Genomic DNA, 14,072 nt, shown 5'->3' on the forward strand with positions numbered 1-14,072 from the left:
CATGTTTAAAAAATCCCTGAATTTAAAATTTATCCCTTGCAAAAATAACAGGGTTTTTTATGACAATGAACTTTACTTATAAACAAACGCCAATTCACTATTCCTCTATAGGTTCTGGCGAGCCTCTTATTTTAATCCACGGATTTTTAGAAAATAAAAATATGTGGGCGACTCTTCAGCGTGAGCTTTCCAAAAACTATAGGGTATTGGCGGTAGATTTGCCAGGCCATGGCGAGACCGAAGCGATTGGATATATCCATACGATGGAGGATTATGCTGAAATCCTTTTAGCCTTAATCCAATTTGAAAACCTTCAAAAAGTTAGTCTTATCGGTCATTCTATGGGAGGTTATGTGGCTTTAGCTTTAGCTGAATTGTGTCTTGGGCAATCAAGCCTGCAAACCCAAGACACGCAGGCGGGTTCTGAACAAATCAATAAAATACTACTTTTAAATTCTACCCCTTTAGCAGACTCCGAAATTCGGAAGCAAGAGCGGAATAGAGCGATAGTGATGATACAAAAATACCCACAAGCTTTTGTAACTATGGCTATAAAACACTTGTTCTTACCTCAAGACCAAGACCGGTTTTCTTCTGAAATCAATACCGCTATCCTTGAAGCCAAATACTGTTCACAAAAAGGAATTATCAATACGCTAAAAGGTTTACGAGATCGAAAAGAAAGAGTAGACGTACTAAAGAAAGTGAACGATAAGAGTCTTATAGTCTTAGGTGCTCTAGACGGAGTTATAGAGGTTGATGCTACTAAAGCAGTTGCTCACGCTACACGTACTAAAGTTGAAGTTTTACCAGGAGGCCATATGTCTTATATTGAACATCCAGATGTGCTGTTGAACACTTTAAAAAGGTTTTTATCACAACAATGAATGTGTGAACTGGTCACACAATTATTATAAAATTCAAATTAAGGATCTAGTGGGCTTGATCTAGTTCCTAGAAGTCACTTCCTATTAATTTACGATAAGTTCTAAGGGCATTACTATCGGTAAGTGAAGCGACATGAGAACAAACATCTACAAGCCAATCGTCAAGTTTAGCTTCAGAAAAGTCGAAGTCTTTGAGGAAATTTTTTAAAATCAATTTATCAAAACTACTGGCCTCCCCTGCGTGATCGTGTTCTACAGCTATGGTAAAATCGTCTAAAATCTTAGTCAATATTTTATAGCCCGCAATTTCTTTGTCCAAAACCTCTTGACTTTGGTAAATATTTTTAATACTGATCTTGATAATATCCTCTATTTGAACTTTGTACGTGGATTTGTCAAGCAAAGCCGTGTGATAATCTCCATTTAAAATAGCTTCTTCATTCTCCATGAAAAGAGCGACAACATCTTCAATTAGTGCGCCTATAGACAAAGACCTTAAATAACTAATTCTATTTTTGGTAGTAGAAAGCTGTGAATACTTGGTCGTATTTATATTCTTATGAACAATTTTGGACAAATACTCTAAGGCAAATTCCTCTTGAATTAAACCTAAATTGATTCCATCTTCAAAATCGATTATGGTATAACAAATATCATCAGCCGCTTCTACCAAAAAAGCTAAAGGATGACGCTTGTAGCGAATATTGCCCCCTTCCATAACGCTTTGTAAACCCAATTCTTCCGCAACATCTCGAAACTTTTCCAGCTGCTGATGGAAGAATCCAAACTTTTTATCGGCGACTTGTTGGGTGGGTTTATGTGGAAGTGAGGCTTTTGGATACTTGGTAAAGGCTCCTAAAGTTGCATAGGAAAGCCGAAGACCGCCTGGGGAACCACATTTGTCTTCAGAAAGGAGTTTGAATCCGTTAGCGTTCCCCTCAAACTTGGATAAATCTTCATGAACAACATCCGATAATTTGGATTTGAATCGTTTGCCATTTCCAAATTTAAAATAATCTCCAATAGCGCGTTCTCCACTATGACCAAAAGGAGGGTTCCCAATATCATGAGCTAAAGCCGCAGCTGCTACAATAGCCCCAAAATCATTAAAATGGTGTCCATGGGTGCCTTGAAGTTGTGGGTGTTTTTCCAACACCTTCTTTCCCACTAAACGACCTAAAGATCTGCCAACAACAGAAACTTCTAGACTGTGTGTTAAACGCGTATGAACAAAGTCGGTTTTAGATAGGGGAATCACTTGAGTTTTATCTTGTAAACTTCTAAATTCGGAAGAAAAAATAACACGATCATAATCGACTTCAAACCCTAAACGAGTATCATCTTGTTCTTTGCGTATGCGTTTATTGGTGTCGCCATGGCGTTTAAGTGATAAAAGAGATTCCCAAGTTGGCATGCGTTTTATTTTGTGTCAAATGTAAGGAATTCTAGAAAGTGATTCCCCACAAAATAAAACCATATTTAGGGAGCTATTTTTAGGATGAGTGAAACCTACTTCTCTAAGAACTAAGTGGAGATGTTCAATTCTCTATTTGGTAGTAATTTCAAAAGAATCTTAAAAGGGAGGCTGCCAACAAAGAATATGATTTCTAAGTAGCAAAAATTCAGAAATATGTTAAAAACTGGGTTTATAGTTATATAACTGATTTTATAGTTTACATTTAAAGTATAAATATAAAATCACATGAAAAATTTGGAAAAACTCACCCTTAAAGAAGAAGAAGTGATGAGTGTTTTGTGGAAGCTCGAAAAGGCTTTTGTTAAAGAAATCGTTTCTGAACTTCAAGGTAAGAACCATTATAATACGATTTCTACCATCGTAAGACAATTGGAAGATAAAGGTTTTGTGTCCTATACGTCTTATGGTAAAAGCCATCAATACTACCCTATTGTGGAGAGAGAAAAATACAGCACTACGGTTATGGATCAAAATTCAAAGCGGTTTTTTGAGGGCTCCTATAAAAACATGGTATCTTTTTTTGCTCAACAAGAGAAAATAACCAAAAAGGACCTAGAAGATATTTTAGAACTTATTAAAAACAAAAGCTAATGGACTTGTTGATATACTTAGCTAAAGTTTCTTGCATTTTGACGCTTTTTTGGGTGATTTACAGCCTCTTTTTGGAAGCTGAAACTTATCATAGATTAAAGCGAGCTTACCTTCATTTAGGTTATATTTTTAGCTTGATTTTACCGCTCTTTACATTTACCAAAATCGAAGAAATAAATTTTATAGAGTCTAGTCTTATTCCGTCCTCGTCTGAATTTGCAACTACAGAAGTTTCAAGAACTAGGATGGAATTGTTTTGGTCTTTTATGACTGAGAATTCCGTGATCGAACTTATATACGTAAGTATTTCTCTGATGTTTACAGCCTTCTTAGTCGTCAAATTCTACAAACTTTTAAAGTTTTTGAACAGTGCTAAAGCATTTAAAAAAGAGGGCATTGTTCATGTGAACCAATCCATTCCAGAAGGAGCCTTTTCCTTTTTGAATTATATTGTTTATGATTCAAACCTCTATTCTAAAGAGGAAATGAAACTTATTTTAGCTCACGAAAAAGCACATGTGATCTATAAACACAGTTTTGATATTCTTTTGTCACATGTTTACAACAGTTTCTTTTGGTTCAATCCATTTGCTTGGTTGTATCAGAAAAGTTTGGTCTTAAATTTAGAATACGAAGCTGATGCCAAAGCAGTATCAGAAACTGCAAAGGCAGACTATCAAATGACACTGTATAAGATAACACAGCAACATTTCAAATCACAATTACAACATTCCTTTCATCAATCCCCCATTAAAAAAAGAATCGCTATGCTCAATAAAAACAATCAACCACAATCAGTATGGAAACTACTTATCGTTTCCCCTTTATTAGTCGTTTTCTTTCTTCTTTTTCAAGTCGAAACCAAAGCCCAAGTCACCCCTTCTGTTAATCCTACAAAAACTAGAGTAAATAAAATTGAAATCACCTACGATGCTAATACTACCATAGAAATAATAGAGTCTGACGTTTCATTTCTAAAAGAAGATTTCGACATTGATATGACCTTTTCTGATGCTAAATTTGGAGTTAACGGCAAATTGATTTCAATTTTCCTGTCTGTAGAAACTAATGAAGGTTTCAGTGGGTCTGTAAATTCTTCTGATGTTGCTTCGAGACCGGTTTACTTTTTTAGAGATTTCTCTGAAGATACCGAGGTTCCATTTGGTGTAGGAACTAGATCTAAAACTGAAATGGATTCAAAAATGAATTATGAGACGATAAAGAACGCAGAGAACTTTATCATTAATGGAAAAAAGATAGATAAAGAAGAACTTGTAGGCAACTATATCCCAGTAGAGACTTCTTCTTATAATAACAAGTCGAAGACCTTATCCGTAACTACTAAATCTGAATTTTCCCAGCCTTATTTTTCTGATATCTCCGACCTCCTTAAAGAGCTTAAAACCACATCAGCAAATAGAGTTCTTGATGAGTTTATATATATCAGATTAACATCTGAATATAAAGTTACCATGATGAAAATAAGTGATTTCAAAATTTCAGATAATGTTAGCCGCGCATCAAAAAATGATGATTCACAAAAGCGGAAGAAATTTAACGATGAAAATAGTGTATTTATTTTAGACGGTAAAAAAATAGATGAAAGCCAAATGACGGTCATCGATCCTAAAGAAATTGATTCCATCAATGTAGTGAAGTCTAAAGAAGACTTAAAAGCTGCAGGGTATAATCCAAATTTCGTTGATGGTTTAATAAAAATAACCAGTAAAAAAGTGAATACTACCAATGCATCAGAATCAGAAAATTCTTATGATGCATTTAGATCATTACTAAGCAATAAAGAATCAGCAATCTACATACTTGATGGAAAAGAAGTTGTTAAGAAAAAAATCTCTGAGATTAATCACAATCAAATAGAATCTGTATTTATTATAAAATCTATTGAAGCTATAGAAGAAGCAGGATTCGATCCTAAAAAAGTTGATGGATTAATAAAAATTACGATCAAAAAAGAAGTCAAAGAATAATAATCTAGTGATTTACCTAAAGAAAAAACCGTTTCAAAACTTTTCTTTTCACCTTGATCTTGTTTCAAGGTCTTTATTCAAATTGATCATGAACTGATTCTGAAATGAATTCAGAATGACAAGAAGGGCAAGAATGACAGGACTATAAGTTTTGAGGCGATTTGGTTTTTTAGCGAAATTATACCAATTTAAACCTATAATGTCGCAATAATTCATTTCTTTTTCGCCTGCTTTTTATTAAAAATAATTACCATAACTAAGGCTATGCTAATTATTTTTAACTTCAATTAGTCAAAAAATAATTCAATTTATTTATACGACATTATAAATTTAATTTGGTATTAGTTCAAAGGAAAACCCCCAGTAAATAAAAAATTTGCTGGGGGTTTGTAATTAAGTGCACTGTTTATTAAGACCCACACATCTCACAATCGTCATCTTCAGACTCTTTAGACTGCTTGATTAATGCCTTCAATTCTTCTGGGCTTAATGATGAATCGTCAGAGACTTTTATGGATTGGCTTTGAGCTTGCTCATATGTCTTTGCAGCATTTTGTACCACTTGGCTAGGCGCCTCTTTTTCTTTCTTTTCACTTTTCAAGGTAAACTTGATCGCATCTACTGCAGACTTTGTTCTCAAGTAATACATTCCAGTTTTTAGACCACTTTTCCAAGCATAGAAATGCATAGACGTAAGTTTAGCGAACGTAGCTCCTTCCATAAATAAATTTAAGGATTGAGACTGATCTATAAAGTACCCACGTTGTCTTGACATATCTATAATGTCTTTCATAGACAATTCCCAAACGGTTTTATACAGTTCTTTGATGTCATCTGGAATAATATCAATGCCTTGAACAGATCCGTTAGCTCTCATGATGGCATCTTTAAGATCATCATCCCACAGGCCAAGACTGACTAAGTCTTTTAATAAGTGTTTGTTGACAACAATGAACTCTCCAGAGAGTACACGTCTGGTATAAATGTTGGACGTATAGGGTTCAAAAGCTTCGTTGTTTCCTAGGATTTGAGATGTAGATGCTGTTGGCATTGGCGCCATAAGTAAAGAGTTACGTACTCCATGCTTCATTACTTTCTCTCTCAATTTACTCCAATTCCAACGCCCGCTTGTGTCATTATCGGTTAGACCCCAAAGGTTATATTGAAATTCTCCTTTGCTGATTGGCGACCCCTCAAAAGAGGAATAAGGCCCTTCTATTTTGGCCAGTTCCATAGAGGATTCTACGGCTGCAAAATATAAAGTCTCAAAAATCTCTTGATTCAATTTTTTGGCCTCATCAGACGTAAAAGGCATTCTCAACATAATAAAGGCATCTGCCAAGCCTTGGATACCAAGACCAACAGGTCTATGACGAAAGTTAGAATTTTCTGCTTCTTTTACAGGATAATAATTTCTATCGATCACCTTGTTCAAGTTCTTGATGATTTGCTTTGTAATCTTATATAATTCTTTATGCTGGAACTCACCATTTTTAACAAACATAGGTAAGGCAATAGAGGCTAAATTACAGACGGCAACTTCATCGGGACTTGTGTACTCCATAATTTCGGTACATAAGTTGGAAGACCTAATGGTACCTAGATTCTTTTGGTTGGATTTGCGGTTAGCAGCATCCTTATAAAGCATGTAGGGAGTCCCTGTTTCGATTTGAGATTCTAATATTTTCTCCCAAAGCTCTCTTGCTTTTATGGTTTTACGACCTTTATTTTCTTGTTCGTATTTGAGGTATAACTCATCAAACTCTTCGCCGTGAACATTATAAAGGTTTGGACATTCGTTTGGGCACATTAAAGTCCAAGTCGAATTTTCCTCTACACGTTTCATAAACAAGTCTGGAATCCACATCGCATAAAATAAGTCACGAGCTCTCATTTCTTCAGCACCGTGATTTTTCTTAAGGTCTAAAAAACTGAAAATATCAGCGTGCCACGGCTCTACATACATAGCAAATGACCCTTTGCGTTTTCCTCCACCTTGATCCACATATCTTGCAGTGTCATTGAATACACGAAGCATTGGGACAATTCCGTTGGAGGTTCCGTTGGTACCAGCGATATAGGAGCCGGTAGCTCTTATGTTATGAATAGATAAGCCTATTCCACCGGCAGATTGTGAAATTCTAGCGGTTTGTTTTAAAGTGTCATATATTCCATCAATACTGTCGTCCTGCATAGTAAGCAAGAAACAAGATGACATTTGTGGCTTTGGTGTTCCAGAATTGAAAAGGGTTGGTGTGGCATGAGTAAAATACTTTTTAGACATCAACTCGTAAGTCTCCAGCACAGATTCTAAATCTTCACCGTGGATACCAAGAGAAACACGCATTAACATATGCTGAGGTCGCTCTGCGATTTTACCATTCAATTTTAAAAGATAAGATCTTTCTAACGTTTTAAAACCAAAATAATCGTAATTGAAATCTCTGCTATATATTATTCTAGAATCTAATTCATCTTTATGCTCTTCTATCACCTTGTAAACGTCATCAGCAATAAGTGGTGATTTTTTATTATTACGAGGATTCACATACTCATAAAGATCTGTCATCACTTCACTGAAAGACTTCTTGGTATTTTTATGAAGGTTGGATACAGAAATTCTAGCAGCAAGCTGAGCATAATCGGGATGGCTGACAGTCATAGTAGCGGAAATTTCTGCAGCCAAATTATCCAATTCACTTGTGGTCACACCATCATAAAGACCTTCTATGACACGCATAGCTACTTTTGCGGGCTCTACCAATGGATTTAAGCCATAGCACAGCTTCCTTATTCTAGCTGTAATCTTATCGAACATTACAGGTTCTTTTTGTCCATTTCTTTTAATGACGTGCATAATCGAATGTATTTAGGGTACAGAGGCAAGTAACTCTGTGGTAATTAATAAACTAATTTAAAAAGAAGCTCAGGTTTACAGGTTTTAAAAATCTGCATCGAAGCTAATCTTGCTATCTTCTTCTTTATTTTTATTCATGACACCAGCTTTTTGGTATTCTCCAACTCTTTTTTCGAAGAAGTTGGTTTTCCCTTGAAGCGAAATCATGTCCATAAAGTCAAACGGATTCGCCGTTCCATATTCTTTGTCGCAACCAAGTTCGAAAAGCAACCTGTCTGCTACGAACTCAAGGTATTGTGTCATAAGATTAGAATTCATACCAATAAGGCTTACTGGAAGAGATTCTGTAACAAACTCACGTTCAATAGTTAAAGCATCTACGATGATAGCTCTAATACGTTCTTTAGGAACTTGATTGATTAAATGTTCGTTATGTAAATGCACTGCAAAATCACAATGAACACCTTCATCTCTAGAAATCAATTCGTTAGAAAAAGTAAGACCTGGCATCAAACCACGTTTCTTTAACCAGAAGATTGAACAAAAAGCACCGGAGAAAAAGATACCTTCTACAGCTGCAAAAGCAATAAGACGCTCAGCAAAAGAATCGGATTCGATCCATTGTAAAGCCCAGTCTGCTTTCTTTTTGATAGCAGGGAAATTCTCAATAGCTTTAAAGAGCAGATCCTTTTCTTTATCGTCATCGACATAAGTATCTATCAAAAGCGAATAGGTTTCTGAGTGGATATTTTCCACCATGATTTGGAATCCGTAGAAAAATTTCGCCTCTGTATATTGAACTTCATTTACGAAATTTTCAGCAAGATTTTCGTTGACGATTCCATCGGATGCAGCAAAAAAAGCAAGAATATGTTTGATGAAATATTTCTCGTCTTCGCTCAGTTTAGTTTTCCAATCGGTGATGTCTTGTTGGAGATCTATTTCCTCTGCCGTCCAGAAGCTCGCCTCACATTTTTTGTACCATTCCCATATGTCAGGGTGTGTGATAGGGAAAAGGACAAATCTATTTTTGTTTTCTTCTAAAATAGGTTCAATTTGCGCCATAGGTCTATGATTTTGAGAGGTTTGGTATTTGTAATTGTTCTAAACAAATATGAAAATAAATCACTTAAATTTCTTTGGATTCAGTCGAAAGTTATCCACAAAGTTATCCACAATTGATCTAGCTCCTGTAAACTAAAGGATTGCAATTTTAATGAAACAAACTTTAAGACTTGTTCAATTTAATCTTTGAAAGGTTAATAACAAATCTTAGGTATTTTTTCATCCTATTGTTTGATCCAATTCTGCATATTAGATCTTCTCCAAATTTTCGAATCAAGGCGTTTTTGATAAATTTATAAACAGACATTTCAAGTCTTTTGCTTAAAGTACAAACATCACTTCAAATATCCCCGCGATTGGAATTAACCAAATGAAGTTCGGATAAGTATTGAACTCTTCCCCTTTTAAAAGTTTTATGGTGTAGTTACATTTAATCAATAAAAAAAATGAGATGACATTTCCTAAAGCAGAATGTTGACATAAATTTGATTCTCCTGATCTGCTTTTTTCAGTTAATATATATGCAACATTATAAATTTAATTTGGTATCAGTAAGTTTCTTTGGATTTGGTCGAAAGATATCCACAAGAATTCTAGCTCGTGTAAAGTAGATGGCTACAACCTTAAAGAAGTAAACTTTAAGACTGTTTGAATTTAATTTTGAAAAGTTTAATAGTAAATTTTAAGTGTTTTTTTCTTCTACCGTTTGCTGCAATTCTGCATACCAATCTTCTCCAAATTTTCGAATCAAGGCATTTTTGGTGAATTTATAAACCGGCACTTCAAGGCTTTTGCCTAAAGTACAAGCATCACTACAAATACTCCAGCGATCGTAATTAACCGCATGAAGTTCTGATAATTTTTGAACACGAATAGGATAGAGTTCACAAGAAACCGGTTTTTTAAAGTCGGTTTCACCTGCGCGATAAGCTGTCTCAATGCCGCAGAGTGCTGTACCGTTTTCTGCAAAATTGACGTAAGCACACTCTTTACCTTCAACTAAAGGGGTCTCTGGTTCGCCAAAATCTGACATGATGTAAGTGCCCTGGGCTTCTATAGCGGCAATGCCTTCAGGTCTTAAAAAGGGTTTTACTTTTGGATAGATGGTTTCTAAAATATTAAGCTCTTCGGGATCTAATGGAGCTCCTGAATCTCCTGAAACGCAACATTCTCCTTTGCAAGCCGATAGGTTGCAAGCAAATTCATTGTCAATAATTGCTTCAGAAACAAGTGTTTTTCCTATTTGAATCATAGCTGCAAATCTAATTAAATATTTAGTGCGTTTGGGTTCTGCCTTATAGAATCAAAGGCAAAGGATTTAAAAAGCAAATTTAACTTAAATTTGATATTTTAGTCTCTTTATGAGTATTGATATTCCTTTGAGCAGAATTACTTTTGAAAAAATTTTGAGTCACTTATTATGTTCGATCTTAAACAAATTTTCACCGCTGGGATGATTCTTTTTGCCGTTATAGATATTGTGGGAAGTATTCCAATTATTGTAGACTTAAGGAAAAAAGTGGGTCATATACAAAGCGAAAAAGCATCTATAGTTGCTTGTGTTTTGATGATTGCTTTTCTATTTGTTGGAGAGACCATCCTCAACCTTATTGGCATAGACGTGAACTCGTTTGCCGTAGCGGGAGCCTTTATTATTTTCTTTTTGGCCATGGAAATGATTCTGGGCATTCAACTTTATAAAGATGATGCTCCAGAAACTGCCGCTATAGTTCCTCTAGCCTTTCCTCTTATCGCTGGGGCTGGAACAATGACCTCCATATTGTCTTTAAAGTCTGAATTTGATACCCCTAATATTATTGTGGCCATAATATTGAACATTATCGTGGTTTATGCAGTCTTAAAGTCTTCTAAAAAAATTGAAAAACTTTTCGGAAAACAAGGTATTTCTGTCATCAGGAAGATATTTGGTGTAATTTTGCTTGCCATAGCGGTGAAGTTATTTGCCACTAATATTCAGAGTTTATTCAATTAACAGTTATGAAGTATTTTATTTATTTCCTTATTCTCTCTGCCATAGGTCTTTTAATTTTTAGTGGAACATTGGTCAATACAAATGACCTAGTTGGAGATCAAAAAAGTTTCACCGGAGTTTTAGGTATATTAGTTTGCCTGTGTATTTTAGTTTTGCTATTTATATTGCAACTCTCTAGAAAGTTGAAGCAAAAGTACGAAGAGTAGTTTTTTAGTAAGTTGTTCTCAGTTTACAGTTAATGGTGGTACTTAACAACAACTGAATTCCAAAATGCAATTATCTAAAATTTGCTTCCCCTTATTTGTTAGTTCGCCTCATATATGTTGACCACTTTATTCCTCAACCTTGAGCCTTAGTCTAAGTCTTCAATTTTTTTAAATTTTCCTTCACTAACACCAAGATAAGGGTAGCTAATAATAATACCAAATTAAACCTATAATGTCGCAATAAATCGTTTCTTTTTCGCCTGCTTTTTATCAAAAATTATTACCGTAGCTAAGGCTATGCTAATTATTTTCAACTTCAATCAATCAAAAAATAATTCAATTTATTTATACGACATTATAAATTTAATTTGGTATAAGTATGGAATCTGTTTGGGTAAACTCGTATTTGCGATCTGGATTTGTACAATCATTGAGGTGTAGGTTGAGTCTATCAGTGTATAGATCCCCATTGTTGGACTTCCTAAGAAAGGAGTATTAGAGCAAAGCGAAACACTATTGCTCACAATTGTACTGTCTGGATAAAATGCAACCGTATTTTCACTTTCCGTTTCTATAAAAGGAAGCTCATCTTCTGGAAGCTGAGGCGAATCATTATTATTTCTTCACTACCATCATTATTGCTACAGGCTATAAAATTTTACTCATGATAAGTAGTATATAGATCTTTTACATAACTAGTGTTTTATAAAGGGTTTAGCATCTATAATCTCATTATCGCATAACAAAGCTACAGTATAGGTGCCAGAATTAAAATTATCAAGATTTATACTTGCGGTACTTGTAGTTCTATTTAAAAAAGGATTTTGAGAAACACCGCTATTCTGATTAACAATCATGAGATAAGCTGAGTCGACCTGGTTAAGGTTATAATTGATTTGCACGGTATTTTGAGTTACTTCTAAACTCTATTTACATTTAGAACTTGTTTTATAAAGCCATAGTTTTTTTATTTCTTTACGAGTTTTCCATATTCAACTATTTCTCCATGAGATAATCTATAAAAGTAGAAACCACTGGAAAAAGATTGGGCATCAATCGTGAGTTCTGGTATATTTTCAAAGGATTTTCGGTATACAATTGAGCCGTTAGAATTATAAAGTATAAACTCCGCCATTCCAGAAATGCCTTTAGTTTCAATTTGAAATTGATTCGAAAACGGATTTGGATAAACTTTAATTTTAGATCGATTTTCTGAAAAATGCCCTGTACCGAGTGTTCCTGTAAATAAATATTTTTGAGTCAAAGCCTTTAAACTTCCTATTCCCGTTACGTAAAAATTTAAGTCATGGTCCATGACTAAAGATGTAATTTCATTGTCGTTTCCAGGAGCCTCCTCCCTTATGATGTCAAAAGCTTCGCCAGACTCATCAAGAACGATAGCAAGATATCGGCTTTCCCCTTCTATCTCTCCACTACTACCTCCGATTGCTAAATAACCGTTGTCTCCCAAAAACATTTTATTTCCTCCATCATAGGTATTTGCACCCGTATTATTGTAACGGTAACTGTAAATTGAATTTCCTTCGCTAGAAATCTTATTAACTTGTAAATCTCCGTTTGTATATTCTGTTGGGTCGTTATAATTTTCACCGTAATGACGTCCTGTAATGTAGACATTCCCATTGGTGTCAGTTATAATATCATGTACTTCATCTGCAGTTACGTTATCAGGAAGGTTTGTAGGCACTTCAAATTGCCATTGCTCGTTTCCTAAAGGGTCGTACTTAATTACTTTAAAATTACCGAACAGCCCGATATAAGAATTTCCAGCATCGTCAATATGACTACTTCCAGAGTAATTATTTCTTTCTCCATCAAAAGAAGTTTCTTTAGAATACAATAAGTTACCCTCTTGGGTATGTTTTAAAAGCACGATTCTCCTATCAAGGGGAAAAAATTTAAAAACTAGACCTAAAGAAACAATTGTATTATCAATGATTTTTAAGGTTATACCCCGGTATGCAGTCGATTCCTCTGGTGCATAAATAGAATCCCAGATAAAATTGCCATTGGCATCGAATTTACAAACAAAAAAAGCTTGATGAAAAAAGCCACCATTATCGATGACACCTGCTATAAAAACATTTCCAGAGGAATCTGCTATTACCTTACTTGGAAAACTCTTGCTATATTGATCAGAATAGTTACTTTCCCATAGGATATTGCCCGTTTCATCTAATTTGATGATAATACTTTTTGACAGAAATTGACTGGTTTCACTTATCCCAGCAATAATAATGTTATCGCTGTTGTCTATAAAAATTCCAGTGATACGATCATCGCTTCCATTGGAAATATCAAGGAGTTGCTTCCATAATAATTCCCCTGTATTAGAATACTTGAGTAGTAAAAAATCGTAACTCCCATTTTCCAAAGAAGTTCCTGCAACAATCACATTATCTTCAGAATCCAAACGAATCTTCTGGCATTCTTGAAATAGAGGATCAACACAACTAAATGTCCAATTAGAAAGTTGTGTGTCCTCCTCCTTATGCCATTCCATGGTGTACTGGTCTTGTGCTGAAGAAACATTCCCAGAGAAAAGTGCAATTAGTATAAATATTAAAGGGTTTAATCCTTTTATACTTCTTTCTTTTATTAGATAAAACGTTTTCATATTACTGTTTTATAAAGGGTTTAGCATCTATAATCTCATTATCGCATATCAAAGCTATAGTATAGGTGCCAGAATTAAAATTATCAAGATTTATACTTGCGGTACTTGTAGTTCTATTTAAAAAAGGGATCTTGCTGAGGATTGTCAAATGTAACTTCACCGCAGCTTAATTGAGAAAAAGCAACATTACTAAAAAGAAAGGCAAGAGGAATAACAAAAGTTTTTAATAGCTTGTTGAGAATGTTGTAAATTTTCATAACAAAAACGTTTATGTTAAATGTACATAAATATATGTTATAAAAGATTTAATTCAATATTAAGTTTGTTGTATTTTAATGAAATACAGATAATTACAAGCATGCATTACAAA

General features: G+C 34.5%; 10 protein-coding genes. 4 read left to right on the forward strand and 6 right to left on the reverse strand.

Annotation, left to right across the window (positions count from 1 at the left end; translation table 11 throughout):
* Positions 1-59: 59 nt before the first annotated feature.
* Entirely contained in the window at positions 60-887 is an 828-nt protein-coding gene (locus CXF67_RS15820) for an alpha/beta fold hydrolase (protein ID WP_102089617.1), read from the forward strand.
* A gap of 67 nt (positions 888-954) precedes the next feature.
* Here the strand turns inward: CXF67_RS15820 and dgt are convergent, their stop codons facing one another.
* Positions 955-2,301 carry a dGTP triphosphohydrolase gene (gene dgt, locus CXF67_RS15825; RefSeq protein WP_102089618.1) on the reverse strand — a complete coding sequence of 449 codons (1,347 nt, stop codon included), beginning with the start codon at positions 2,299-2,301 and terminating at the stop codon, positions 955-957.
* 288 nt (positions 2,302-2,589) lie between these two features.
* Here dgt and CXF67_RS15830 point away from each other — a divergent pair, with 288 nt between their 5' ends.
* Together CXF67_RS15830 and CXF67_RS15835 are read left to right on the forward strand one after the other, a co-directional pair.
* Positions 2,590-2,955 (forward strand): BlaI/MecI/CopY family transcriptional regulator, encoded by a 366-nt coding sequence (locus CXF67_RS15830; RefSeq protein ID WP_102089619.1) that lies wholly within the window; start codon positions 2,590-2,592, stop codon positions 2,953-2,955.
* Positions 2,955-4,943, forward strand: coding sequence for a M56 family metallopeptidase (locus tag CXF67_RS15835; protein ID WP_102089620.1), 1,989 nt, complete (start codon positions 2,955-2,957; stop codon positions 4,941-4,943). Before CXF67_RS15830 ends, CXF67_RS15835 begins: the two co-directional genes overlap by 1 nt.
* A 409-nt stretch (positions 4,944-5,352) precedes the next feature.
* Here the strand turns inward: CXF67_RS15835 and CXF67_RS15840 are convergent, their stop codons facing one another.
* The 3 genes from CXF67_RS15840 to CXF67_RS15855 all read right to left on the reverse strand — a co-directional run bounded on the left by CXF67_RS15840 (position 5,353) and on the right by CXF67_RS15855 (position 10,117).
* A complete protein-coding gene (locus tag CXF67_RS15840; RefSeq protein ID WP_102089621.1) occupies positions 5,353-7,800 on the reverse strand; it encodes a ribonucleoside-diphosphate reductase subunit alpha in 2,448 nt (815 codons plus the stop codon).
* 84 nt (positions 7,801-7,884) lie between these two features.
* A complete protein-coding gene (locus CXF67_RS15845; RefSeq protein ID WP_102089622.1) occupies positions 7,885-8,865 on the reverse strand; it encodes a ribonucleotide-diphosphate reductase subunit beta in 981 nt (326 codons plus the stop codon).
* 682 nt (positions 8,866-9,547) lie between these two features.
* On the reverse strand, positions 9,548-10,117 hold the full coding sequence (locus CXF67_RS15855; RefSeq protein ID WP_102089623.1) for a DUF3109 family protein: 570 nt from the start codon (positions 10,115-10,117) through the stop codon (positions 9,548-9,550).
* 168 nt (positions 10,118-10,285) lie between these two features.
* Between CXF67_RS15855 and CXF67_RS15860 the strand changes: the two genes are divergently transcribed.
* The gene (locus CXF67_RS15860; RefSeq protein ID WP_102089624.1) at positions 10,286-10,858 is read left to right on the forward strand and encodes a MarC family protein; all 573 of its coding nucleotides are present in this window, start codon (positions 10,286-10,288) and stop codon (positions 10,856-10,858) included.
* A gap of 901 nt (positions 10,859-11,759) precedes the next feature.
* On the opposite strand, the gene CXF67_RS15870 is transcribed toward CXF67_RS15860, so the two are convergent.
* Positions 11,760-11,966, reverse strand: a complete 207-nt coding sequence (locus tag CXF67_RS15870; RefSeq protein WP_102089626.1) for a hypothetical protein — start codon at positions 11,964-11,966, stop codon at positions 11,760-11,762.
* A gap of 65 nt (positions 11,967-12,031) precedes the next feature.
* Positions 12,032-13,702 carry a T9SS type A sorting domain-containing protein gene (locus CXF67_RS15875; protein ID WP_102089627.1) on the reverse strand — a complete coding sequence of 557 codons (1,671 nt, stop codon included), beginning with the start codon at positions 13,700-13,702 and terminating at the stop codon, positions 12,032-12,034.
* Between the last annotated feature and the right edge of the window lie 370 nt (positions 13,703-14,072).

Origin of the sequence: Psychroflexus sp. MES1-P1E (assembly GCF_002836055.1) — a bacterium.
Lineage (GTDB): Bacteria > Bacteroidota > Bacteroidia > Flavobacteriales > Flavobacteriaceae > Psychroflexus.